Below are 25,485 nucleotides of genomic sequence, written 5' to 3'. Positions count from 1 at the left end.
ATTTTGGAGCGCAAATATCACATAAATATTATTCAAATACTAGCCTCCTGCTGCTATTTTCATTAAAATAGTACAGCCAATTGCAGCAATGGTTCCAATAGCATATCCAAAGACTGCTAAAAGTACACCAACAGTTGCTAGAGATGGATGAAAAGCTGAAGCAACAATAGGAGCAGAAGCTGCTCCACCAACGTTTGCCTGACTTCCAACAGCTAAAAAGAAATATGGTGCTTTAATAACTTTTGCTATAATAATTAATAAGATGGCATGAATACTCATCCAAATTAAACCTACAGCAATTAATCCAGGATTATCGAAAATTGACATCAAATCTATTTTCATTCCTATAGATGCCACAAGAATATAAATAAAGACACTACCAAATTTACTAGCTCCAGCTCCTTCGTAATTTTTTGCTTTTGTAAAAGATAAAAATATGGCTATAAGAGTTGCAATACTTATCATCCAGAAGAATTGCGAATCTAAGAAAGTAAAGGTGTTCCTTAATGTTTTGGATTCAATATTGTTAACTACACTTTCAAAATAAGGAGCTAAAAAATTTGCACCAATATGAGAGAAGCTAACTGTTCCAAAAGCAATGGCAACAATAATCATGATGTCGGTTAAAGAAGGGTTTCTATTAACGCTTTTTGCAAAAGAGGTTACTTTTTCTTTTAAAGACTCAATGGCAGAATTATCTGCACCTAACCATTTATCAATGGCTTTAGATCTTCCAATTCCAATTAATATGATAGCCATCCATATATTTGCAACTACAATATCTACAAATACCATTTTACCATATTCAGATTGATTATACTCAAATATCTCAAGCATGGCAGTTTGGTTTGCACCTCCACCAATCCAACTTCCAGCTAATGTAGAAAGCCCTCTCCAAACAGCATCTGGACCAACACCACCAACAGTTTCTGGAGAAACCATAGAAATTAATAGAATGGCAATTGGGCCTCCAATAATAATTCCAACCGTTCCAGTTAAGAACATAACTAAAGCTTTCCAGCCTAAATTATAAACAGCTTTTAAATCAATACTCAAAGTCATAAGTACTAAAGCAGCAGGTAATAAATAACGACTAGACATATAATATAAACTGGTACTATGTTCTATAACTTCTCCAGTTTCTGAGGTTGTTTGCCATTCAGGAGCTATTAGTCCTAAAGTAGTTAAAACGGCAGGAAGCATGTAGGCCATAAATAGTCCTGGAACAATTTTATAAAATTTTGGCCAAAACCCTGTTTTTATAGATTCTGTGTAAAAAATAAAACCTAACGTCAACATTAGGAGTCCAAATACAATTGTATCGTTAGTAAAAATAGGTGGCTGTTGCATATTTATAATTTTGAACTGCAAAATACCAAAATAAAAGGTTATAAAAAAAGCAACTTTTTTAAAGTTGCTTTTTGTCTGTTTTTTTTGGCTCTCTGTTATGTTCTTTAAGGTACTGCATAAGTATCCACTCAATTTGTCCATTGGTGCTCCTAAACTCATCTGAAGCCCATTTTTCTATGGCTTTGAGCATCTCTTCATTTATTCTTAGTGCAAAGGCTTTCTTTTTCGACATATTATTTATTTATAAAAGTGTCTATACTATTTATCAATTCTTCAGATAAAGGAAAATCTGGTGAATAATAAGATTTTATATTGTCTTCGTCTTTTTCAATAGTTTTTAAAACATGATTCATATTTTCAATAATCACTAATTCAGAATTTGGTTTTTCTTCATGTAGTTTTTCAGCTTCTTCAACTTTAACCTGAAGATCTTTTGTTCCGTTAATAATAAGAACAGGAATTTCTAATTTTTTTATTTCAACTGAAGGATTATAAGCCATCCAAGTAATAAAGAAAGGTTGATTGGGTTTACTAAATAAATGTGCTAAAGCAGGATTTACAGTCTTTATGGTTCCAGTTTCTTTAAGCTCTGTTATATGTTCTTTTGCCATGTTGCCCATTTCTTCACTATATACTTTATAGCTATTGATAATAAAATTTCCCATATCATCACTTACACCAGCTATAGAAACATATCTATCGACATCTTCTTGAGATGCTAACATGGCAACTAAGGATCCTTGACTATGACCAATTAAAGTGATGCTATTAAATCGATTGTCGTTTTTAAAATTTGCTACGGCTAAATTGGCATCATCAACAAAACAATAAAAATCCAAATCGTCCATCATGAATTTTAAATTTTCCTTAGATGCACTTCGTTTGTCATATCGATAGAAAGCAATTCCTCTAATGTTTAAACTATCAGCTAATTGCTTAATATAATTGGCTTTTATGTTAACTCCATCTTGATTACCATTTCTATCTACATTTCCTGAACCATGAATAAAAATAACTAATGGCTGACTTTTTAAATCTTTGTTGTAAGACAAAGTACCAGGAAGTTTAATACTATCATTCATTAATAGAATCTCCTCTGAAATTATATTTGTTTGAGAATAGCTAATATTAAAGCTTATAAAAATGAATATATAAATTAATAATTTCATCTATCTGTTTTTATCTCGTTCTAATACAATTCTTGCTGAATTCTCAGCAATGTGAATTACTCTCCAGCCAGAAACAGCATGTTGATTTAAAGTTTCTTCTAAGCGTTCGTTGTTTTTACTTAAACCCATTTTCCAAGATATTACTTTGTATTCTTTCATAGATTTTTACTGTTTATCATTTTCATTTTTAAAGTAAGTTAAAGTTAAAAGGACACCAATGCAAGAACCAATAATGGAACCATAAACTATTCCCATAGCCACATCTCCAATAACAGTTCCTATGGTTGTTCCAAAACTCGAACCTAGCGCAACTCCTATTGCAATACTATAAGTTTGCTTTTTGTTCATTTTAATGACTTAAAGTTCCTGTGTTTAAAACAGGCGAAGCATCTTTGTCTCCACATAAAATTACCATGAGGTTACTTACCATGGCTGCTTTACGTTCATCGTCTAAATCTATAATTTGTTTTTTACTCAATTCGTGCAGAGCCATTTCTACCATGCTTACAGCTCCTTCTACAATTTTGTGTCTGGCTGCTACAATGGCAGTTGCTTGCTGACGTTTTAACATAGCATTTGCTATTTCTTGAGCATAAGCTAAATATCCAATTCTAGCCTCTAGAACTTCAATTCCAGCAATAGATAAACGTTCGTCAATTTCTTTTTCTAGTGCATTGCTTACTTCATTAACACTTGAGCGAAGTGTAATATCTTCTGTTAGACCTTCATCTGCAAAATTATCGTATGGATACATACTAGCTAACTTTCTAACTGCAGCATCTGTTTGTACGCGTACAAAATTTTCGAAATTATCTACATCAAAAGCTGCTTTGTATGTGTTTTGAACCCTCCAAACAAGTATAGTACTTATCATTACTGGATTACCAAGTTTGTCGTTCACTTTTAAACGTTCACTATCGAAATTACTAGCTCTTAATGATATTTTCTTTTTAGTATAAAATGGATTTACCCAATAGAATCCATTCTTTTTTACTGAACCAACATATTTTCCAAAAAGTAATAAAACTCTTGAATTATTTGGTTGAACCATTATAAAACCAGCTGCTATTATAATAGCTAACGGAATAAATAATAAGAATGCAGGGTTTTGTGCCAAAATAGCTATAGCTATTGTACCAAAAAATAATAATAAAAAAACAAATAGCATTAAGTAGCCATTTGCAGGAACGATAATTTTTTCTTCTTTCATGTTTATAAATTTATATAGTTAATTTAATATGATATTAAAATGATATCATAAAGATATGTATTATTTATTTAACTACAAAATAAAGTTTGGCACGATGATTGAAATGTATATTATACAAAAATTTACTACACAAGACTTTTTACAGAGTGTGGTTACTTTATAAAAAGGTAGTAATTCATATTTTTGGTTGGTTAGTTGGAAAAGCATCTGTTTTACAGATGCTTTTCTTTTTTAATATTATGTAATATGAAGATCTATTTAATAAATTCTACAATAGCAGGAATAAGCTCTGGACTTAATTGTCTAAAAGATTCATTATAAGATTTTGAGTTTTCTAGATCGTCTCCAAGAATAGGAAACATAACATGGTTCATGTTCTCAAGAATTAAAACACTACCATTTTGAGAAGCTTCTTTTAAAAGTTGTGCTTCTTCTATTGGCACTTGTAAATCTTTAGTTCCATTAATAACAAGTGTGGAGATATTAAGTTCTGAAATTATTTCTTGAGGATTATATTGCATCCAGCTACTAACAAAAGATTGGTTTTCTAAACTAAAAATAGACTCAAGTGCTGGAGGATAGTTTGTTGTGGTTTTTCCTTCTTTTAGAATTTGAAAAGCAATTTTAGATTCTTCTTCAAGTCCAGGAACTGTTAGTTTAATTTGTTCTAAAATTACTTGATCTATAGACTTTCCAGAACCTGCAATGGAAATAAATCCAGCTATATGTTCTTTAGAAGCAAGCATACCAACTAAACTACCTTGACCATGACCAATAACATATATATTTTTAAAAGTACTTTTTTCGTTAAAGTAATCTATAATTGAAACTGCATCTGAAACAAAGTCATTGAAACTAATATTTTTATCAACTCGCCCTTTTCTAATTTGTTTAACAATGCGTTTATCATATCTAAAGGTTGCAATGCCATTATTGGCTAACCCTTCTGCTAGTTTTTTTATACTATTATTTTTTTGAAAATTCTGATTTCCATTTCTATCAATAGGACCAGAGTCGCCAATAATTATTGTTAACGAAGGTTTGTCAATAGTTGTAGGTGTAAGTAAAGTACCATCAATAAATTGATTGATAGAAATATCTTCAGCTATAAAGACATTTTCTTGTGAATTAATTCTAGATACACTGCATAGTAATAATACAAATAGAACTTTTAGTTTCATAGCGTTTTAATTTAAACAGAGTGACAAAAGAATTTTATATCTCTTTATAACGTAAAATTACTTTAAAATTATCTTTTAATTGGATAAAAATTACTGATGATATATAATTAAAAATTGTGCATTTCGTCGATTATATGTGTTATTTCACCTTCAAATGTTAAAAAAAGATGCATTTCATCGAAAATAATAGCTTTTAAACGTTGAAATTGAAATATAATTTTACATTTGAAGTGTACTAAAATATTACTTTTTAGTTCAATGGATTAATTAATTAATATTTGCATTATGTTGTTGATACTAGAGACCCTAAATCGAACTACATAATAAAATGCAAGTAAAACTAAACCGAGGTTGAGGGACCTCGGTTTTTTTTATGCAATAAACCGAAATGTTAGATTAATTCGTTCTCCTATGTCTTTCTTGGTTTTCGGGATTTGGTGTAACCAAAAATGCTGCATTTCTCCCTTCATGATTAATAAACTGCCATGTTCTAATTCTAATTTATAGTTTTCATGTTTTAATGTTCTGTGTTTAAACTTAAAAATTCTAATTGCTCCTAAACTAACTGAGGCAATTACTGGATTGGTTCCTAATTCTTTTTCGTTGTCTGCATGCCAACCATTACTGTCCTTCCCATCTCTATATAAATTTATAAGTACCGAATTAAATGTATGTTTTGAAACAGACTCAACATCATTCTTTATTTTTAGTAACAACTTGCTAAATGGATGTGGTTTCATTGTAATACCAGAATAGGTATAATAGTTGTTGTTTTCAGCATACAAAGCAGTTAATCTAGGCTGTTTGTGTGTTTTGCCAAACAAAGTAATGTTGTCTTGTTGCCATATAACATTATCCAATAAGTTTTTAAAAAGAGAATTGGCTTCAGTTTGTTTATAAAACTGTGGTATGTAAATAAGTTCTGCTTGTGGCAGATTGTAAATGGTTTTTTCTGAAGAAAATAAATCCATCATTTAATTTTTCTCTAAATTAGCATAACTCTATGAAAATAAAAATAACCATATTAGTTTCTCTTTTTTTGATTCTTGTTTCATTCAAGCAAGATAAAAAGAGCTTACCCGAAGGTTTTGTATATGCAACGGCTATTATTCCAGATTTAGTTGTAGAATTAAGATATTACTCGACCCATAACTTTGTTGGTGATACTATTGAAGGCTACCATGCCAATAAATTAATTGTTACTAAGCAAACTGCAGAAGCTTTAAAAAATGTTCAAAACGAATTATTACTAAACAATTTATGCTTAAAAGTTTTTGATGGGTACAGACCTCAAGAAGCTGTAAACCATTTTATGACTTGGGCAAAAGACTTAAACGACACTATAAATAAACAGCAGTTTTATCCAGAAGTTAAGAAGAAACATTTGTTTCAAGAAGGTTATATTGCTTCTAAATCTGGGCATAGCAGAGGAAGTACCTTAGATTTAACCATTATAGATGCAAATACTCATGAAGCTTTAGATATGGGAAGTCCTTACGATTTTTTTGGGGAAGCTTCTTGGGTTAACTATCCAGATATTTCTGATGCACAAAAAACCAATAGACAGCTTTTGCAAACTATTATGTTAAAGCATGGTTTTAGAAATTATCCAAAAGAATGGTGGCATTTTACTTTAAGGCACGAACCATTTCCTGATACTTACTTCAATTTTCCTGTAGAATAACTCTCTAAAACTGCATACAAATCTTGTTTAATTTGTGAGTCCAAAACATTGTTTTTTGAAAATTTCTGATTGATTTCAAGCTCAATACCTATATAATTTTCTAAAAACTGTTTTCTTAAATAAGTTGTAAAACCATCTGCCTTTCCTAGATATGGATAATTATAACGAACTTTGTAATAAGGATTTATTTTTAAGATATCTTCTTTTAAGCTTATACTGAATTGCTTTTCTGAAGATCTTCTGGAATCAAATAATAAACTGAAATCACAATTCCTAAAATCGTCATTTAATATTGGTGTAAACGAATGAATTGAAAGATGCAAAACGGTTTCTCCAGCATTTATAAAGTTTTCTATCTGATTTTCAACTTTATTTCTATAAACTAAATAGTAGGATTCGATAAGCTGTTTTTTCTCTGTTTTTGAAAGGCCATTTGAAAATTCCGAAAACAGTTTTCTATGATGTAGCGATCTGTTAAGTTCTATTAATAAACGACTGGTTTCACTTGAAATAGAAAAGTTTGAAAGAGGTTTTAAATGTTTAAATAAATCTAAAGAACCTAAATCGTAACCTCTATGTGAGTTTAGAATATCTTGTTGATCATTAAAAAGTAATTTATAATTTTTTGGAATAAAATTTCCTCCATGTTCACAAGTTAAGACTAGTTTCATGGCAAGAAAACAGTGTTTTCTTGCAAGCAATCTGCTAGTTTTGAATAGACTTTTTTAATGTTAGGCTCAGAATAATCATCTCCAATTGCTTTTAAAATTCTGGTTGCTAACGTGCCTTCATTTAAAATAATTTCAATGGCTTCATGGTGTGATTCATGAATATTCTCTTTAGCCAATCCATATAAATGTTTCCAGATATTCTTTACTGAAATAGTTTCTTCAATTAAAAACAGGCTTAAATAATCCAAGTTTGAAATGGTGTAATTTTCAGCATCTTTGATAATTGGATTTAAAATATCAAATAGTTCCTGTTTTAACCATTTTTTCTGCTGTTGAATTGGTGCTAATTTTTTATAAACCAAAAGTTTTAAGACTTCAATAATTAACACACAAATAGCCATATCAGCTTTTGGACATTCTTGAATGTCTACTAATCTTATTTCAATGGCATTTCTATCGAAACGTGCTATAGCACCACGAGAGTTTAAAAAATGATGATCTAATATTTTCTTTGTGTCATGTGGTCTAATGGCTCTTTTAATAGGCTCGAAAATAGTAGCATAATAATCAACTTTACTAAAAACACGTTCAGGAATTACCAATCCTGTTAGTTCTGGAATTTCTTTCTGGTTAGTTTTGTAGTATTCCAAACGTGTGTCTTTAAAGCCTGTTTTTTTTCCTTCCAATATTGGAGAACTAGCGCACAAACCAGGGATTAAAGGCAGTATAATTCTAATAGCTGCATGGAGTTTCTCAAATTCTTTATCGTCGAAAAACGGTAAATTTATATGTGTACTTTGTACATTACTCCAGCCATGACCATTGCAATCAAAAATCCTGTTGTATAACTCGTAAACTTCACTATAGCTATGCTTCCAAAGCTCTGTGTCTTTTGCAGGGTTTAATAATGGATGTGCTGCAGTAGGTAATAAATGTGATTCTAATGGTTTTAGAAGCGCATTAATTTCTAAAACATTTTTATGAAATGCCTCAGATAAATCGTCTAAATTATTAGTTGGGCCATTGGTTTTTAATTCAACCACATGAGCTACCAATTCGTTACTCCAGGCTATGTCTCCATTTTCAATATCAGCAGTTAATTCACCAGCTTTTTTGGTCAATAATTTATCGACTATTGGAGCAGCTTTAAAAGATTTATTATAAACCAGCATGTATTCTAGTTCAATGCCGTAAACTTCAAATAAGTGATATTTTTTACTCATCTTAATCCAATCTATTTTTTAAAGCAGTTAGAATTTCAGTATAAACAAGCTCTCCATAATAGGCGTCTTCTACACCAAAATCAATATTCGGATTGTCGTTAATTTCTATAACCATAGGTTTATTATCTACTACTTTTATGTCAATTCCATAGAGTCCTTTTCCCATTAACTTAGCGGACTTTAATGCCATATCTAATACTTTTTTTGGTACTTTCTCTATAGGTAAGCAGTCTGCATTTCCATCCTGTTCGTTTTTTTTCTTAGCATCCCAATTATAGATTTGCCAATGTCCTTTAGCCATGTAATATTTGCAAGCAAAAAAAGGTTTGTCATCTATAATACCAATACGCCAATCGTAATCTGAAGGACAAAATTCTTGTGCTATAATTAAATCAGATTCTTTTAACATGTCTGAAACTAAGCTATTGTATTCTTCTTCTGTTTTAGCTTTTTTTACACCAAAAGAAAAGGTAGAGTCTGGAGCTTTTAAAACACAAGGTAAGCCAACTTGTTTAATAACATCGTTTCTATTTTCTTTATGGACAATAACTGTTTTAGGCGTGTCTATATTGGCATTGTTTAATGCTTCGGCCATAAAAACTTTGTTGCAGCATTTTAAAATTGCATCCGGATAATCTATAATGGCAATACCATCTTGTTGTGCTTTTCTTGCAAACGCATAAGCTTCGTTGTTAACTTCTGTGCTCTGACGAATAAATAAAGCATCGAACGAAGATAATCGAGACAAATCTTTTGGCTCGATAATTTCAGCATAAATATTCATCTTTTCAGCAATATCTATAAACTTTTTAAGCGCTTTTGGATTGCTTGGAGGAGCAGGATCGTTAGGGTTTACTAAAATAGCTAAATCGAAATCAGATTTAATCAATTTTGGAGTATCGTAGCGTTTTTTTGAAAAATATTGATTTGCAAAAACATGTACACTTTCCATATGTTCTAAAGGAATTTCAGATTCTGAAATGGCACGAATACTTTGCACGTTCCATTTGGTTGTGTGGTTAAATTTTACACGTAAAAAAGGAGCCTGAAAATGCTTGTAAAATAAGGTGCTCAATTCCTTATATTTTTGAGCTACATTTTGTCCAAAATAAATACTTAAGGTAAAATCTTGAGACTTGATGTTTTTTAAACTTTGCTGAATGACATCGTCAAATTCATCTGAAACGATTCGAACTAGTTTCAAGGCTTTTAAATCTACTATATTCTTAACTGTAGGAATAGGTAAATGCCCTCTAGCTTCAGCTAAAAGAGACACATAATAACCTTTAGTTTGATATGAATAATCTTTACAAAGGTTAAAAATTCGTGCATTTTTTAATAATGAAAATTTAGGATTGGTAAGATATTCTTGCGAAGAAATTACTGTAATATTCTCAATCGAAAAATGCCATTTTTCAGGTTGATTGACAACAATGTATTTTTTCATTTAAAGCGAAATCGCGATATATATTTTAAGCAAAATTATAGTATTTTTTAATATCTTTTACAAATGGGAATAATATTTTTATTGCATGTAACTAATTGTTTTTAAAATACTTAAAAAGCATGTTTATAGAAATTAATGTCCAGGCACCTTCTAAAAGAATAAAAGGAATATATTTTAGTAGTACAGATGCTAAACACGCTATTCCAGCTCCAATTAAATTAAGTAGAATAAATGGTAAATCGGTGTTTTTTAATCTACCTGTTACATTTAAAAAGTAAGCCAATAAAATTAAAAACACACCAATAAAACCTATCCAATCTAGCAATATCATTTTTTGCGAAGTTCAAAAATGTCTTTACGTCTGTCTTTAAGATTTCTAACACTTCCAAACTGATTTAATTCTCTTAACAAATCAATATCAACATCTGCAATTAATATCATTTCTGTATTAGTCGTTGCTTCAGCTTTAATGCCATTTGCTGGAAAAGAAAAATCGCAAGGTGTAAATACCATAGATTGTGCAAACTGGATATCCATATTATGTACTTTTGGTAAGTTACCAACACTTCCAGCAATAGCAACGTAGCATTCGTTTTCTATAGCTCTGGCTTGTGCACAGTGTCTTACACGAGAGTAACCGTTTTGAGTATCAGTTAAAAAAGGAATGAACAAAATATCCATGCCTTCGTCTGCTAATAATCTACTTAATTCAGGGAATTCAGAATCGTAACAGATTAAAATACCAATTTTACCACAATCAGTATCAAAAGCTTTTAATTGTGTGCCTCCTTGTAAACCCCAAACCTTTGCTTCGTCTGGAGTAACATGAAGTTTTTCATAACGTTCTATAGAACCATCTCGTTTACATAAATATCCAGCATTATAGAGTAAATCGTCTTTAACTTCTGGCATACTACCAGTAATTATATTGATGTTGTAGGTAATGGCAAATTCAGAAAATTTTTGAACAATAGATTCTGTGTGTTTTGCTAACTCTCTGATGGCTTCAGACTCAGATAAATGATTATTTTCAGCCATTAAAGGTGCATTAAAAAACTCTGGAAATAACGCAAAATCTGAACGATATCCTGATACTGCATCTATAAAGTATTCAGCTTGTTGCATCAGTTCTTCCAAATCTTTATACAGTCGCATTTGCCACTGAATAAGTCCTAAACGAACAATTTTCTTTTTTGTAGCTGCTTTTTTTGTAGGTTTTTCATAATAAATATTATCCCATTCTAACAAGACTGCGTATTCACCAGAAGCATTATCTCCTTCTAAATAGCCTTTTAGAATTCTAACAGGATGAAAATCATTAGAAATTTGAAAATTTAAAACAGGATCATGAATTTCCTTTCGTCTTACTTTATCAATGTATTCCTTAGGAGTCATCTCCTTAGAATATTTATGAAAGTTTGGTATTCTACCTCCAAAAGCAATGCCTCTTAAATTTAATTTTTCACAAATTTCTTTTCTGTAATCGTATAAACGTCTTCCCAAACGTAGACCACGAAATTCAGGTTTAATAAAAACATCTATGCCATAAAGAGCATCACCTTTATCTGCATCATGTGTGTTGAAGGTATAATTCCCTGTAATATCTTCGTAGGTATGTATGTCATCTATACTGTCGTAATCCACAATAATTGATAACGCACAACCAGCAATTTGATTATTAATTTTTATAACTACTTGACCTTCAGGAAATTTATCAATCAGTGTTTTTATTTGATTTTCTCTCCAAAATAATTCAGGCATTGAACTATATGCTTGTTGCATGGCACCTTTTAATTCTTGATAGTCGTCTAAAGTTAGATATTGTAATTCTATATTTTCAATGTCTTGTGGTTTCATATAATATGAATAAATTTTGTGTAAATGTAATCGAATTTATAATTGTAAATTAAAAAAAATATTCTAATTAATTTAAGCGATATATAGGATATTGCATATAGGCTTTTTCAGCATGATTAGAATGTTCATACAACCAATTTAATTGTGCATACCAATTAGCTGAAAAACTTGTGTCGCTTTCTTTTTTCTTTTCAAATTCTGCTCTCAAATCGGCATTTTTATCTAACATATCTTTAGCAGTATCTTCAAATACGTAAGGTGAAAAATATTCTTTTTGTTGCAGAACAGAATCGAAAAAATTCCAATTAAAAAACGAATCTGGAGCTTGTGGTTCAAGGGTTTCTAATAAATAGCGTTTTGAAGTTTGATTTGTTAGAATATAATAATCTCCTTTTCTGAAATTTACTTTTTCTTCAACAATATTTACACTTGTATTATAATGAGGGTAATGTCCTTCATAAGCACTTTTTCTAGTTTCAAATTCGACTATTTTATAAGTTGAAACAGTTAGAGTTGTGTCTTTTTCAAAACGTGTCATTTGTACTTGATTTAGTTTTAATAAATCAATCACATCATGCCAACCTTGGGGAATAACATATCCTTTTGGAACTGCAATTTCAACACTAGGTTTAAAATAATTCTGATAAATCACTTCTTTGGTAAACGGTTTACTTCTATCGTATTTTAAGCGTTGAGAACCTGTTACTTCACTTGTTGTCATGTCTCCTTCAAAACCTTTAAAATTTAAGGTTGAAGTTTTAGTTGTATCAATTTCCCAATTTAAAGGGTATGTTTTTACAGATTCAAATTCTTGAAAGGCTTTTTTCCTTAATTCAGTAATTGTTTCACCTTGCTCTTCAGTAATTTCTATCATGCTAATCATCAATTCATAGGTGCCTTCTACACGTTGTTTGTATGGTTTAAGCATATGTGTTTCTACCATCATTCCCAAGACATTCCATAAAGTTGTATAACCTGTTGAATATCTTGGAGAATCCATAAACTGACTATACCCAATTTCAGGAACTTGATTAAATACATTTACATAAGGTGTTATGTCCCAATCTTTTTCTGCTAATTTTTCTTCTAAATCAGGCATCATTTTTTGGTTTATATAGTTGCCTAAATAAGTTCCTAACTTATTATGTTGCGTAAATAAATGAGTTAAAGTATATTGATAATCTGCACCATTACTTACATGATTGTCGATAAACACATCTGGCTTAACAAAATGAAAAATTTCTGCAAAGCTTTTGGCATTTTTAGTATCACATTTTATAAAATCTCGATTCAAATCGTAATTTCTTGCATTGCCTCTAAAACCATATTCCTTTGGACCATTTTGATTGGCTCTTGTTCCAGTATTTCTATTTAAACTGCCACCAATATTGTAAATAGGTATAGTAACCAAAATGGTGTTTTTAGGAGCTTTAATTTTTTCTTGTGCTAAATCGCGATATAGCATCATGGTTGCATCAATACCATCACTTTCTCCAGGATGAATGCCATTGTTTATTAATAGAATTCGTTTATTTTTTCTTATTTCAGAAAAATTAAAATTCGAATCCTTGTTGAAAACAACTATATGTAATGGTTCTCCAGAATCTGTTTTACCCATTTCTAGCATAGAAATTTCAGGAAAAGTGTCGCTTAAATTTTTATAAAAACTAATAACTTCTTGATAGGTTGCCGTTTCTGTTCCTCCACTTTTTTCAAAGGTTGTTACAAATTGTTGAGGTGCTTGGGATATTAAAATATTGAAAGACAAAATGGTAAGTGAAAAGACAATAATTTTTTTCATGAAACAAGATTTAATGCATAAAACTAATCAATTTATAATAATATAACCTTGTGTTTAACCATATTAAGTCTATTTTTGCACCTCCAAAAAAAACAGGTATACATGACTGAATTCATAAGAAAGCGAGCAAAAAATGCTAAAAACGATATTTTATCTGGACTAACCGTAGCCTTAGCTTTGGTTCCTGAAGCTGTTGCTTTTGCCTTTGTTGCAGGTGTTGACCCATTAGTTGGTTTGTATGCAGCTTTTATGATTGGGTTAATCACTTCTATATTTGGAGGACGACCAGGAATGATTAGTGGAGCAACTGGAGCCTTGGCAGTCGTTATGGTTAGTTTGGTTGCCGAAGGAAATGCCATGGGAGCAGTAGGTGAACAATTAGGATTATATTACCTATTTGCTACTGTTATTTTAATGGGAATTATTCAAATGTTAGCTGGTGTTTTTAAGCTTGGGAAATTTGTTAGATTGATTCCTCATCCAGTCATGATGGGTTTTGTTAATGGTTTAGCTATAGTTATTTTCTTATCGCAATTAGGCATGTTTATGACATCTGAAAATGGTCAAGAAACATGGTTGCAAGGGCCAAAACTTTGGACTATGATTGGTCTTGTTGCTTTAACTATGGGAATCATGTTTGGTTTACCAAAACTTACCAAAAAACTTCCAGAAGCCTTAATAGCTATTTTAGTGGTTTCTGCAATCGTAATTTTTGGAAACTTAGATGTTGCAACTGTTGGTAGTTTTATTCGTGAAGGTGGAGGAGAAGGTTTAAAAGGAGGCTTACCAATGTTTCAAACAGATATTTTTAATAAAGTGCCATTAACTTGGGCAACCTTCAAATTTATAGCTCCTTATGCGTTAATTCTAGCTGCTATTGGTTTAATAGAATCTTTAATGACACTTAATCTAATAGATGAATTAACAGAAACCAGAGGGAATTCTAATCGAGAATGCCTGGCTCAAGGTGGAGCAAACATTGTTACAGGACTTTTTGGAGGAATGGGTGGATGCGCCATGATTGGTCAATCTATTATAAATATTAAAGGTGGAGGACGTGGTAGATTATCAGGTATTGTTGCAGCTCTAGCCTTATTAGGATTTATCTTATTTGCTTCTGGACTTATTGAACAAGTGCCTATTGCAGCTTTGGTAGGCGTTATGTTTATGGTAGTTATTGGTACCTTTGCTTGGTCTAGTTTTAGAATTATGAATAAGATTCCAAAAACAGATTTATTTGTACTTATTTTAGTTTCTGGACTAACGGTTCTATTCGATTTAGCTATAGCAGTAATTGCTGGTGTTATTGTAAGTGCCTTGGTATTTGCTTGGGAAAACGCTAGACGTATTCGTGCAAGAAAGCGTTTGAAGGAAGATGGTACCAAAGTATATGAAATTTGGGGACCTTTATTTTTTGGTTCTATAACGGCTTTTAACGATAAGTTTGATGCAAAAAATGATCCTGATAAAGTTGAAATTGACTTTGTTGAATCACGAGTAAGCGATCATTCTGCTTTAGAGGCAATTTCTAATTTAGTTGAAAAGTATAAGGCTGAAGGAAAAGATATCAAACTGAAACATTTAAGCGAAGATTGTAAAGCCTTATTATATAAATCTAATCCAAAGTATAGAGGTATTATAGTTGAAGCTATTGACGATCCTAGATATCATTTAGCAGCTAATCCTGAAGATTTTCCGAAGCCACTATCGGAATATAAGCTTTAGTAAACAGTCTCGGTTAGCAGTTTACAGTTACATTTAGAAAAAATTATTCGTCAAACTGAACTCGTTTCAGTTTCTAATAATTTTGATTATAAGTTTGTTGAGATTCTAAAATAAATTCAGAATGGCTGTTTTTACTTTTTCACTCTTACACTATCTGGAACTAAAACGGTATAGTCACCTTTGTTTCTAATCACATCGCGAACAATACTAGAACTGATATAAGAAGTGCTAGCAGCAGTTAATAAAAAGATAGTTTCTATTTTAGAAAGCATTCTGTTGGTATGAGCAATTGCTTTTTCAAATTCAAAATCAGCAGGATTTCTTAAACCACGTAAAATAAATTCGGCATCTATTTCCTTGCAAAAATCGATGGTCATCCCTTTGTAAGTAACAACTTTCACTTTAGGTTCATCCTTAAAAGCTTCTTCAATAAATTTTTTACGTTCGTCTAGTGAAAACATATATTTTTTATCAGCATTGATACCAATAGCAATAACAACTTCATCAAAAAGATGAACGCCACGTTTAATAATATCGTAATGACCTAAAGTTAAAGGATCGAAAGACCCAGGAAATAATGCTCGTTTCATAGAATAAAATTACAACTTTTAATTTAAAACTTCTTCAATTGCATTTTCAAATAATTCAGCCAACGAAATTCCAGCAGCAGCAGCTTGTTGAGGTAGAATACTGGCTTTGGTTAAGCCTGGAACTGTATTCACTTCCAATAAATGTGGTTCACCATCTTTAAAAATATATTCGCTTCTGCTAAAGCCAGTCATTTTTAAAATATCATAGACTTGTTTGGCAACTTTGTTTACTTTATTTGCCATGTCTTCACTTATTCTTGCTGGTGTTATTTCTTGCGATTCACCTAAATACTTCGCTTTATAATCAAAGAAATCATTATTGCTAACAATTTCTGTTATTGGTAAGACAGTAGTTTTGCCTTTATACTTAATCACACCAACAGAGACTTCGGTTCCATCTAAAAAAGACTCTATAATAATTTCATCGTCTTCTTTAAATGCCACATCAATAGCATGTTGTAAATCTTCAGTTTTATAAACTTTAGTAATACCAAAGCTGCTTCCAGCTTTATTAGCTTTAACAAAGCATGGTAAACCTACTTTGTTTACAATTGCTTTTTGATCTATAGCATCTCCTAGATTTATGTAAAAGCTTTCAGCTGTTTTAATGCCATAAGGTTTTAAAACACTTAAACAATCACGTTTATTAAAAGTAAGTGCAGCTTGATACATGCCACAACTAGTTTGTGGAATATTCAGGAGATTAAAATAGGCTTGCATGTTGCCATCTTCGCCTGGAGTTCCATGAATGGCATTAAAAACACAGTCAAATTTAATCTTTGAGTTGTTAATAGTAATGGAAAAATCATTTCTGTCAACTGGAAATTCTTGGTCATTATCATTTACATAAACCCATTTATTTTTAAAGATATGGATTCTATATGCAGCATATTTTTCGTTGTTAAGTGTTTGGTAAACAACGTTTCCACTTTTTAATGAGATTTCATATTCGCTAGAAAAACCTCCCATAATAATGGCAATGTTTTTTTTCATAAGTATAAGAAACGATGGAAAAAATCGTTAAGCTAAAATATCACTAATAAATCAAAACTAAAAACAGTTCTGTTTTTATATCTTTGTTGCACAAATAAATTTAAATGAGTCTGATACATTTTCTTAAAAGTAAAACATTCTTAAAGCAAATTATACTAGCTATAATAGCCTTAGTTGTATTGACATTTTTAATGCTTAAATGGTTAAAAATTTCTACAAATCATGGTGAGTTTGAAACTGTACCAGAGTTAAAAGGTAAATCTATTCAAGTAGCAGATATTGAGCTTAAAGAAAACAATCTGGTCATGGAGATTTTAGATTCTTCAAATTATAATCCAGATTATCCAAAATTTTCTGTGATTGAACAAGATCCTATTTCTGGAGAAAAAGTAAAAGAAAACCGTAAAATATATTTAACTCTTAATCCTTCAGGTTATAGAAAAGTACTGGTTCCAGATTTAAGAGAACGTACTTTTAGACAAGCAAAACCAACCCTTGAGGCATTAGGCTTTAAAGTAGGTAAGATTACTTATATAGATAATTTAGGAAAAGATGAAGTTCTCAAATTAATGTTTGAAGGTACTGAATTGAAAGAAGGAGACATGCTCCCAAAAACCTCTAAAATTGATTTGGTATTGGGTAATGGAAACAGACCAACTTCACAATAAATATGATAGAAAATATACCAGAGCAAGATAGTGACGAAGAATTATTCGAACATCATGCATTTACTGCAGATAAAGGTCAGCAACCACTTAGGATTGATAAATATTTAATGAATTTTATTGAAAATGCAACACGTAATAAAATTCAAGCTGCAGCAAAAAGTGGCAATATTTATGTAAATGATGTTCAAGTAAAATCTAATTACAAGGTAAAACCATTCGATAATATTCGAGTACTTTTCGAACATCCACCTTACGAAAACCTCTTAACGCCTGAGAATATTCCATTAGATATTGTTTATGAAGACGACGACCTGTTGGTTGTAAATAAAGAAGCTGGAATGGTTGTGCATCCAGGACATGGCAATTATTCTGGGACTTTAATAAATGCCTTGATTTATCATTTTGATAATCTTCCAAATAATTCTAGTAATCGTCCAGGATTGGTGCATAGAATTGATAAAGACACAAGTGGACTTCTAGTAATTGCAAAAAACGAAGAAGCCATGACACATCTGGCTAAACAGTTTTTCGATAAAACCAGTGAACGTGAATACGTAGCTATTGTTTGGGGAAATGTGGAAGAAGACGAAGGTACTGTTGAAGGTAATATTGGAAGACATCCAAAAAACAGATTACAAAATACTGTTTTCTTTGGTGACGATGAGGACAAAGGTAAACCAGCAGTAACACATTATAAGGTAATAGAACGCTTAGGCTATGTAACTTTAATTTCTTGTAAGTTAGAAACAGGTAGAACACACCAAATACGTGTGCATATGAAACATATTGGTCATACCTTGTTTAATGATGAACGTTATGGAGGAGAACGTATTTTAAAAGGAACCACTTTTACAAAATACAAGCAGTTTGTAGATAATTGTTTTAAAGTGTTACCAAGACAAGCGCTTCATGCAAAAACTTTAGGGTTTGTACATCCAAAAACTAAAAAGTTTATGAGTTTCGATACTGAGATTCCAGAAGATATGCAGCTATGTATAGATAAATGGAAGCACTATGTGAAGCATCAGGAAATGTAAGCAAAGTTAATTTAATGAAGCTCTAAACGTTTATAAATTATGAAAAAAACCATCTGGATACTGATATTTATGATAGCCATGAGTTGTGGTGGTGAGAAAATAATGATAAGGAATGCAGCTCCAGGTAATGGTTATATTATTGGGACTTTTACCTTAATTGATGAAAAACCTAGATATAATGGATATGGATTATTATATAAACCAGAAGATAAAAAACTCGGTTTTTTTGATGATAGTTTTGGTATATCGATATCAAGAGGCTTGCCACATCAAAAAGTAGAAAATAAAAGAGTGTATTTATTTATTAAAGAACACAAAGTAGGGGATTATGAGTTTTTCAATTATATTTTATCTACTAACCTTGGTTATTCTCAAAAAAGTATAAAATCTAAAAAAGAATTTTCAATTCCGTTTAAAGTTCAAGAAGATTCAATAAATTATATTGGAGATTTTACTTTTTATCCTAATGGTAATGAGAATGGAAATTTATTTGTAATCCAAGATAAGTTCGAACAAGATTTACCAAAATTAAAAGAAAAATATCCTAGAAAGAATTGGAAAATTGTTCAGAACAAAACTTTAAACAAAGGAGTCCTTAATGAATCTCTTGTTGAATTTAAATAGTTGTTTTGTTCAAGGATGAAGAAAATTCCTTTCAACGAAAAGTTGAAAAATTTTTAGAAAAGTTGGTTATATATATATATTGTAATATTAAAACTAATAAAATGATAAAAAACAAACTCACCTTTTTAAGTGCAATAGTTATTTTAATAACAAGTTTAAGTTGTAGTAGTGATGATGATTATGAAGAAACAGCTATTGAACCAATAGATAATTTTTACATAGAGAGTTATCACGGATTTTATGCTCAATACAACACCCATTTATCCACATTTTTTAATTATAATAATATAATTTCATTTGAGTATGATGATTCCAACAGAATCTCAAAACGAAATGGCGATATACTATATCTTGGCTCTGGCAGTGGAGGTGGAGGTTATTTGCACGATTCTCTCTATACAGATTTAGTCTATGCAAATAATAAAATACATCTTGAAAAAAAAGCGATTCCTTTTAATGGACTTACAGTTCGAGAAAATGAAACCATTATCGAGTTAGATGCTCATAATAGAATGATTAAGAAAATAAGGTTTCAAGAAAATGATTATCCAGAAAGAGATACTACAAATTACACCTATAGCAATGGGAAATTAATGTCATTTATTAAAACCTCAAATAGAGTCTCAACTAGTGGAGATTGGTCTGTTCGTTATTTTGAGGAATCAACGCTGTATTATACCAATAAAAATTTAGATAGTATTGTAACTATTTATTCGGGTAAAGAAAGTTCAGTACCTTATACAATACTTTCAAAGAAAGAAACCAAGCATTTTAGTGGTTACGATTCTGCCCAAAATCCTTTTAGAAAACTTCAAATTTTTGAAGAAACTTTTAATAGATCTTTATCTGAAAATAATTTTACAGAATATAGAGAAACTTCCAATGACTACGATTATCCAAATGATAATTATTATCTAACACCTACTTTAGGTCCTACCCAAGAAGAAGCTTTTCAAACTTGGAGTTTTGCCTATGATGAAAATGGCGAATGGATTTATGATCAATTTTAATTTCTATATGTAATAAAACCCAAATCTTATGAAATTCCCCTTCAAATCAATTGCATTCATTGCGTTTTTAATTTTAGCCATGTTCCAAACATCATGTAAAAGTGATGATGATAGTGGAGATGAATGCGAGGGTGTTGCTTGCCCAACAGATGCTCCAGGTCTTTATGTTTATATCATTGATGAAAACCAAGATCCAGTTGCTTTAGATGCTTATGAAGTCATTAATATTGCAACTGGAGAAGTTTTAACAACGCTAATTCCACCAGTTATATTTGAGCAATATCAGCAAGCAGGCGAATATCCATTATCTACTGGTCCTTTGGAAATAGGTCAAGAAAGAGATGTTTTATTTAAAGGGTTTATTAATGACATAGAAGTCATTAGCAGTAATTATAGGGTAGGAAGAGGCTGTTGTTATTTAGGTGTAGTTTCTGGAGATGTAAATTTGGTACTTGAATAAAGAAACCACATAAAATAAACACAAAATTACCTAAATTATTAACTTTGCTATAACAGTTTCCATTCGTTAGTTTATAGATTTATATGTAACTTTGAATCTATAATTAGAGACTTTTAATATCTGTAATTTTTCGTCTTTAATTGAAGTTTTTATTAATCTATAAAGAGATACCCACTTTCGTGGGTAATAAATATGAAGCTAGTATTATCACCAGCAAAATCACTCGATTTTGAAAGCAAATTACCAACAACAAAAACCTCAGAATCTCAGTTTCTTTCAGATTCAGAGCGCATCAATAAATTACTAAAAAAGAAATCGGCCAAGAGTTTATCTAAACTCATGAGTATTTCAAAAGATTTATCAGAATTAAACTATCAAAGAAATCAAGAGTGGAAATTACCTTTTACAAAAGACAATGCCAGACCAGCCGTTTATGCTTTTAATGGCGATGTTTACAGAGGATTGGATGTGTATTCTTTAGATGTAAAAAAAATAGATAAATTACAAGATACTGTAAGAATTCTTTCAGGTTTGTATGGTATTTTAAAGCCATTGGATTTAATGCAAGCTTACAGATTGGAAATGGGAACGAAACTTTCAATAGGAAGAAATAAAAATCTCTATGAATTCTGGAAAAAGAAAGTCACTAAAGCCTTAAATGATGAATTGGAAGACAACGAACTCTTTTTAAATCTAGCAAGCAACGAATATTTTAAAGCAATAGATGTTAAAAGCTTGAAAGTTCCAGTTGTTAATATCGATTTTAAAGAACTAAAAAATGGCGAGTATAAAACCATAGGTATTTTTGCAAAATTAGCCAGAGGATTAATGGCACGTTATATTATTGATACCAATGCAAAAACTTTAGAAGATATTAAAGGTTTTAACTTAGAAAACTACAGATTTCATGAGCAACTCTCCAAAGAAAACAGTTTGGTCTTTACAAGATAATAAACGTACTGAAGAAGAGCGTCATGCTTTTAAACCAACTGGTAAAAAGCCGAGAAATAAAACGCTTCAGTATATTTTGGTTTCAATATCTATTTTGTTTGTTATAAGTTATCTGCTCATCCAAATTTACGAGGATACTTTGCAAACCTGCATAACAGATACTTTTTGTATTAATTCAAAAGAAGATGTTATACTTTATACGTTGTATGTTTTTGTAAATATGAGTATTGTTATTTTATCCATTGCAGGAGCTTATGCAATAGGTAAAAAGTTAGGAAACTATTTTAAGGTTTAGGATTAACTTTTTTATTAACGTTTAATTGATCTTCTAATCGAGGACGTTTTTTTATTCTAGGTCTTCTAACACCAAATGTTCCACGATGTATTTTGCCTCTTTTGGTTTTTTTATCTCCTTTTCCCATAATTACTTTCCCACGAAAGTGGGAATCTCAATTAAATTAAACTTATTTTTGTTACTATAAGATACAAATTTTATAACTAATAAACAAGCTATACACAGTTTCTATACATGCATTTATACCAGCTATTTATACCTGAATGAGTCCAAATTAATTATTAAAAAGAGTAAAACGATAATGTGTTAATTATTTTTTTTAAGTTTAATTTTTTAAAAACTCAAATGCAATGAAATTTAAGCTGACATTTATTTTTACACTTGCCATAAGCACTGCTTTTTCTCAAGGATCTTTTTCTCATGCAGTAGGAATAGCTGGTTATTTAGGGACACGAGAAGCATCGTCTCAATCTATTGGTGGAACTTATTCGCCACGTTATAATTTTTTAAGTTTTGCAGAAAGTTCAACTTTGTCTGTAGGAACACATCTTGGTTTAGCTTTTAGCTTGAATAATAGAGATGTTAGTAATTTTACATATCATGTTCCAATTGTTTTAGAATATAATTTTGGACATGCAAGTTCTACGTCTAATAGCGAGAAAAAAAGTGGAGGTTTTATTGGTGTAGGTTATAGCTTTGAGTCTACACATGTAACAAGGTATTTGGGATATGGCTTAGGTAGCATTACTACAGAAGAAACCATTCAAGGACCAATGGCAAATGTTGGGATGCGTTTTAAAATAGCTAAGGAATCTTTTGGAATAAGAGCATCTTATTTATATGGAACAGGTGATTTAGAAGGAGGTTATATGATTTCTTTCGGATTTCAGTATAATTTTGGAATGAATTAATGTTCAAACACCAGCATCCTTACAAACCATTTATTCCTGAACATGCCACCAAATTAATTGTTGGAACCTTGCCACCACCTAGATTTACTATTGGAGATTTAAAACCTGCAGATGTCGATTTTTGTTATGGAAGTAGTGATGGACAATTATGGAAAATTTTAGATGAATTGTTTCAACTGAATTTAAAATATGAAACAACAAATGAAGCTATTTTGCAACGTAAGCAATTTCTAATTAGCAGACATATTGGTATTTGCGATATTGTTGAATCTGCCGAACGTGATAAAATTGATGCTTCAGATTTAGGCATGCAAAACATTGTTTTAAGAGATTTAGTTGGTTATTTAAAGAAATACCCAAAAGTTGATACTTTACTATTTACAGGTGGTAACAGTAAGAATGGACCTGAGTATTTTTTTAGAAGACATTTAAAAGAGTATAATCTGAAATTAGAATTGGTTTCCAATGAAGTTCCTAGAATTCATCAATTCGTCATTCCGAGCAAAATGCCTGCCAGCAGGCAGGAAGCGTGGGAATCTGTTGAAAAGAAACGTATCATTAAAACAGTATCCTTAACAGCACCTTCTGGAGCTGCAAATAGAGCAGTTGGTAGTATGCCATTATACAAACAACTCAAACAAAAAAATCCAGAGTTTAATACTCTGGACTTTAGAATGATGCAATATCGTGAGTTTTTTTAGTTTTCTTTAAATACTTTTTCTAACACCTTTTCTCCACCTACAATTGGTAAGCTAATAGATGTTCCATCTAAATCGACCGTTAATTCAGTTCCAGGTTCTGGCAATAAAGTAAATTGATTATCACTAGAATAAATCATTAAACCAATTTGCTGTCCTTTTGGAATAATTTGATCATCTGGTTGTAAATCGAAAGTCATAGTATAGAATTTTCCAGGCACTAATGGCTCACTTTCAGTTAACGATTTGTAATTCTGTAAATCTGCCCAACCACGAGTAATAATATTTTCAGTTATTTTAGCTTTTTTTTCTGTATTCCAAGGCAAAGACACTAGGCAAATTGATAGATTTGCTGCTGGTTTACTACTAGCTATTTTTACTGTAATTTTTGCTAATCCAGAAATATGGATATCTTCAGAAAGTGTTGGTGTAACATATAATAAGCGATTGTTTGAAGCTTCAGCTTGCGCTAAATCATTTCCAGTAATATTATAATCGTCAATTAAAGTTTCATTCCCTTGTTCTTTAGATTTATTAAGAGATAAACGACCTTTTTTTAATCCATTAGAATTAAGGTGCAAGGTCACTAGAGATGCATCTGGATTTGGATAATCCTTATAAGCTGTTGGACTTTCAGGAGAATCATTTTCTCTTACTATCCATGCTTTGGCATCGTTTTCTACACCATTATCAATACCATGTAAATAGTGTGTAAACCATCGATTCATCATAACCATAGGAGGAGGTCCACCATGTCCGTTTTGATGATAATATATTTGAGATGGTATCCCTTGATTTTTTGCTGCTTCATAAATTCTATAACTGTGTTCAGGCATTACATTCCAATCGTTAAACCCATGAGACATTAGTAAAGCAGCTTTCATAGGTTCCATATCGTTTAGGTAATCTCTTCCTGCCCAGAATTCATTATAATCTCCAGTTATTCTGTCCATTCCATTTTTCATTTCGGTGTCTCTAACTGTTTTATTACTAAATTCTCTTTTGGTAATGAGTTTTTTAGTGTCATTACCATCTAATGCTTTAGAATCATTGTTAACAGTAATATATTCTTCGCCACCACTATGAATAAAATCGTATAAAACATCAATATCTTCACCTAAATAACCACCTGGAGATCTAACCAATCCGTTGGATCTGTAATAATGATAATAAGAGGTGTTTGGAGCAATTGGAATTATAGCTTCAAGACCATCAACTCCTGTTGTTGCTGCTGCTAAAGGAATGGTTCCATTATAAGATGTTCCTGTCATTCCAACTTTTCCAGTAGACCAATAAGCTTTTACTTCTTCATTACCTTCTCTTTCTGTAAAGCCTTTAGCACGACCACACAGCCAATCGATAACAGCTTTAGGAGCAAGAGATTCGTTATCTGCTCCAACAGTTGGAGAACCATCAGACAGTCCAGTTCCTGGTGACGACGAGTGTACTACAATATAGCCTCTAGGAACCCATTTCTTAATATGTGAATTTGAAATAATAGGCCTTTCTCCTAAGCGAGTAACTTCTGGATGCACACGTTCTTTAGCAGCTTCTCCTATTTCATGATTAACATCCCAAAACAAACCATCTACATTTGGTGCAACTCCAGCAAAATAAGGACTAGACACATAGATAACAGGAAGTTTTAATCCCTGAGAATCTGTTTGTTCTGGCCTAGTTACTGCCACGTGCATTCGGTCTAATTTACCATCTCCATCTGTATCGAATTCTGTTTCAACCCATAAATCTGTTCTTATCCAATTTTCAGATTCACTAAAAGCAGGAACAATTTGTGCTTCGCCATTTTCAAAAACTGGTATAGCTTTTTCTTGTGAAAATGACATTGTAACACTTAACAAAAACAGGAAATTGAGTGCTAATTTGAAGGAAGTTTTCATAAAAGATATATTATATAAAGTGAGTTTTTATT

29 protein-coding genes are annotated in these 25,485 nt (G+C 31.1%); 11 read left to right on the top strand and 18 right to left on the bottom strand.

Features of this window, described 5'->3' with window-relative positions; translation table 11 throughout:
- Positions 1-39: 39 nt before the first annotated feature.
- The 8 genes from LX78_RS10185 to LX78_RS10150 all read right to left on the bottom strand — a co-directional run bounded on the left by LX78_RS10185 (position 40) and on the right by LX78_RS10150 (position 5,884).
- Positions 40-1,350, bottom strand: a complete 1,311-nt coding sequence (locus tag LX78_RS10185) for a DUF819 family protein (protein ID WP_109682554.1) — start codon at positions 1,348-1,350, stop codon at positions 40-42.
- 58 nt (positions 1,351-1,408) lie between these two features.
- The gene (locus LX78_RS10180; protein ID WP_109682553.1) at positions 1,409-1,582 is read right to left on the bottom strand and encodes an Arc family DNA-binding protein; all 174 of its coding nucleotides are present in this window, start codon (positions 1,580-1,582) and stop codon (positions 1,409-1,411) included.
- 1 nt (position 1,583) lies between these two features.
- The gene (locus LX78_RS10175; RefSeq protein ID WP_109682552.1) at positions 1,584-2,519 is read right to left on the bottom strand and encodes an alpha/beta hydrolase family protein; all 936 of its coding nucleotides are present in this window, start codon (positions 2,517-2,519) and stop codon (positions 1,584-1,586) included.
- Positions 2,520-2,678: a DUF4177 domain-containing protein gene (locus LX78_RS10170; RefSeq protein WP_109682551.1), complete on the bottom strand. Its 159-nt coding sequence runs from the start codon at positions 2,676-2,678 to the stop codon at positions 2,520-2,522. It abuts the gene before it with no gap.
- A gap of 6 nt (positions 2,679-2,684) precedes the next feature.
- A complete protein-coding gene (locus tag LX78_RS10165; RefSeq protein ID WP_109682550.1) occupies positions 2,685-2,867 on the bottom strand; it encodes a hypothetical protein in 183 nt (60 codons plus the stop codon).
- 1 nt (position 2,868) lies between these two features.
- Positions 2,869-3,729 carry an SPFH domain-containing protein gene (locus LX78_RS10160; protein WP_109682549.1) on the bottom strand — a complete coding sequence of 287 codons (861 nt, stop codon included), beginning with the start codon at positions 3,727-3,729 and terminating at the stop codon, positions 2,869-2,871.
- Between the two features lie 254 nt (positions 3,730-3,983).
- Positions 3,984-4,910 (bottom strand): alpha/beta hydrolase, encoded by a 927-nt coding sequence (locus LX78_RS10155; protein ID WP_109682548.1) that lies wholly within the window; start codon positions 4,908-4,910, stop codon positions 3,984-3,986.
- A gap of 371 nt (positions 4,911-5,281) precedes the next feature.
- Positions 5,282-5,884 (bottom strand): alpha-ketoglutarate-dependent dioxygenase AlkB family protein, encoded by a 603-nt coding sequence (locus LX78_RS10150; RefSeq protein ID WP_109682547.1) that lies wholly within the window; start codon positions 5,882-5,884, stop codon positions 5,282-5,284.
- Between the two features lie 29 nt (positions 5,885-5,913).
- Here LX78_RS10150 and LX78_RS10145 point away from each other — a divergent pair, with 29 nt between their 5' ends.
- On the top strand, positions 5,914-6,594 hold the full coding sequence (locus LX78_RS10145) for a M15 family metallopeptidase (RefSeq protein WP_109682546.1): 681 nt from the start codon (positions 5,914-5,916) through the stop codon (positions 6,592-6,594).
- Here LX78_RS10145 and LX78_RS10140 read toward each other — a convergent pair.
- The 6 genes from LX78_RS10140 to LX78_RS10115 all read right to left on the bottom strand — a co-directional run bounded on the left by LX78_RS10140 (position 6,570) and on the right by LX78_RS10115 (position 13,593).
- A complete protein-coding gene (locus LX78_RS10140; RefSeq protein ID WP_109682545.1) occupies positions 6,570-7,265 on the bottom strand; it encodes an N-formylglutamate amidohydrolase in 696 nt (231 codons plus the stop codon). The two genes, LX78_RS10145 and LX78_RS10140, sit on opposite strands and share 25 nt — an antisense overlap.
- Positions 7,262-8,488: a glutamate-cysteine ligase family protein gene (locus tag LX78_RS10135; protein ID WP_109682544.1), complete on the bottom strand. Its 1,227-nt coding sequence runs from the start codon at positions 8,486-8,488 to the stop codon at positions 7,262-7,264. The genes LX78_RS10140 and LX78_RS10135 overlap by 4 nt, the downstream gene beginning before the upstream one ends.
- A 1-nt stretch (position 8,489) precedes the next feature.
- Complete coding sequence (locus LX78_RS10130; protein ID WP_109682543.1) at positions 8,490-9,935, bottom strand: RimK family protein; 1,446 nt, start codon at positions 9,933-9,935, stop codon at positions 8,490-8,492.
- A gap of 91 nt (positions 9,936-10,026) precedes the next feature.
- The gene (locus tag LX78_RS10125; protein WP_109682542.1) at positions 10,027-10,266 is read right to left on the bottom strand and encodes a CBU_0592 family membrane protein; all 240 of its coding nucleotides are present in this window, start codon (positions 10,264-10,266) and stop codon (positions 10,027-10,029) included.
- Positions 10,263-11,792: a bifunctional GNAT family N-acetyltransferase/carbon-nitrogen hydrolase family protein gene (locus LX78_RS10120; RefSeq protein ID WP_109682541.1), complete on the bottom strand. Its 1,530-nt coding sequence runs from the start codon at positions 11,790-11,792 to the stop codon at positions 10,263-10,265. Before LX78_RS10120 ends, LX78_RS10125 begins: the two co-directional genes overlap by 4 nt.
- 67 nt (positions 11,793-11,859) lie before the next feature.
- The gene (locus LX78_RS10115; RefSeq protein ID WP_109682540.1) at positions 11,860-13,593 is read right to left on the bottom strand and encodes a M14 family metallopeptidase; all 1,734 of its coding nucleotides are present in this window, start codon (positions 13,591-13,593) and stop codon (positions 11,860-11,862) included.
- 102 nt (positions 13,594-13,695) lie between these two features.
- On the opposite strand from LX78_RS10115, the gene LX78_RS10110 reads away from it, so the two are divergent.
- Positions 13,696-15,318 (top strand): SulP family inorganic anion transporter, encoded by a 1,623-nt coding sequence (locus LX78_RS10110; RefSeq protein WP_109682539.1) that lies wholly within the window; start codon positions 13,696-13,698, stop codon positions 15,316-15,318.
- A gap of 131 nt (positions 15,319-15,449) precedes the next feature.
- On the opposite strand, the gene coaD is transcribed toward LX78_RS10110, so the two are convergent.
- Both coaD and LX78_RS10100 read right to left on the bottom strand, forming a co-directional pair.
- Positions 15,450-15,908, bottom strand: coding sequence for a pantetheine-phosphate adenylyltransferase (gene coaD / locus LX78_RS10105; protein WP_109682538.1), 459 nt, complete (start codon positions 15,906-15,908; stop codon positions 15,450-15,452).
- An 18-nt stretch (positions 15,909-15,926) separates the two neighbouring features.
- Positions 15,927-16,901, bottom strand: coding sequence for a D-alanine--D-alanine ligase (locus tag LX78_RS10100; RefSeq protein ID WP_109682537.1), 975 nt, complete (start codon positions 16,899-16,901; stop codon positions 15,927-15,929).
- Between the two features lie 104 nt (positions 16,902-17,005).
- Here LX78_RS10100 and LX78_RS10095 point away from each other — a divergent pair, with 104 nt between their 5' ends.
- The 7 genes from LX78_RS10095 (at position 17,006) to LX78_RS10065 (ending at position 21,946) form a co-directional block, all read left to right on the top strand.
- Positions 17,006-17,569, top strand: coding sequence for a PASTA domain-containing protein (locus LX78_RS10095; protein ID WP_109682536.1), 564 nt, complete (start codon positions 17,006-17,008; stop codon positions 17,567-17,569).
- Positions 17,570-17,571: 2 nt separating this feature from the next.
- Positions 17,572-18,606: an RluA family pseudouridine synthase gene (locus LX78_RS10090; protein ID WP_109682535.1), complete on the top strand. Its 1,035-nt coding sequence runs from the start codon at positions 17,572-17,574 to the stop codon at positions 18,604-18,606.
- A 39-nt stretch (positions 18,607-18,645) separates the two neighbouring features.
- Positions 18,646-19,230 (top strand): hypothetical protein, encoded by a 585-nt coding sequence (locus tag LX78_RS10085; RefSeq protein WP_146192570.1) that lies wholly within the window; start codon positions 18,646-18,648, stop codon positions 19,228-19,230.
- A 101-nt stretch (positions 19,231-19,331) separates the two neighbouring features.
- On the top strand, positions 19,332-20,240 hold the full coding sequence (locus tag LX78_RS10080; RefSeq protein WP_146192569.1) for a hypothetical protein: 909 nt from the start codon (positions 19,332-19,334) through the stop codon (positions 20,238-20,240).
- A gap of 28 nt (positions 20,241-20,268) precedes the next feature.
- Complete coding sequence (locus tag LX78_RS10075) at positions 20,269-20,700, top strand: hypothetical protein (RefSeq protein ID WP_109682532.1); 432 nt, start codon at positions 20,269-20,271, stop codon at positions 20,698-20,700.
- A 192-nt stretch (positions 20,701-20,892) separates the two neighbouring features.
- Entirely contained in the window at positions 20,893-21,651 is a 759-nt protein-coding gene (yaaA, locus tag LX78_RS10070) for a peroxide stress protein YaaA (RefSeq protein ID WP_109682531.1), read from the top strand.
- Positions 21,608-21,946, top strand: a complete 339-nt coding sequence (locus LX78_RS10065; RefSeq protein ID WP_109682530.1) for a hypothetical protein — start codon at positions 21,608-21,610, stop codon at positions 21,944-21,946. The genes yaaA and LX78_RS10065 overlap by 44 nt, the downstream gene beginning before the upstream one ends.
- Here LX78_RS10065 and LX78_RS10060 read toward each other — a convergent pair.
- Entirely contained in the window at positions 21,936-22,073 is a 138-nt protein-coding gene (locus LX78_RS10060; RefSeq protein ID WP_109682529.1) for a 30S ribosomal protein THX, read from the bottom strand. The two genes, LX78_RS10065 and LX78_RS10060, sit on opposite strands and share 11 nt — an antisense overlap.
- A gap of 223 nt (positions 22,074-22,296) precedes the next feature.
- On the opposite strand from LX78_RS10060, the gene LX78_RS10055 reads away from it, so the two are divergent.
- Positions 22,297-22,857: a hypothetical protein gene (locus tag LX78_RS10055; RefSeq protein ID WP_109682528.1), complete on the top strand. Its 561-nt coding sequence runs from the start codon at positions 22,297-22,299 to the stop codon at positions 22,855-22,857.
- Positions 22,857-23,558, top strand: coding sequence for a uracil-DNA glycosylase family protein (locus LX78_RS10050; protein ID WP_109682527.1), 702 nt, complete (start codon positions 22,857-22,859; stop codon positions 23,556-23,558). The genes LX78_RS10055 and LX78_RS10050 overlap by 1 nt, the downstream gene beginning before the upstream one ends.
- Here LX78_RS10050 and LX78_RS10045 read toward each other — a convergent pair.
- The gene (locus LX78_RS10045; RefSeq protein ID WP_109682526.1) at positions 23,555-25,453 is read right to left on the bottom strand and encodes a Xaa-Pro dipeptidyl-peptidase; all 1,899 of its coding nucleotides are present in this window, start codon (positions 25,451-25,453) and stop codon (positions 23,555-23,557) included. The two genes, LX78_RS10050 and LX78_RS10045, sit on opposite strands and share 4 nt — an antisense overlap.
- Between the last annotated feature and the right edge of the window lie 32 nt (positions 25,454-25,485).

This window comes from Xanthomarina spongicola (assembly GCF_003148645.1).
Lineage (GTDB): Bacteria > Bacteroidota > Bacteroidia > Flavobacteriales > Flavobacteriaceae > Xanthomarina > Xanthomarina spongicola.
The sequence above is the reverse complement of the archived record's forward strand: the minus strand, read 5'-3'. Positions and strand labels throughout refer to the sequence as shown.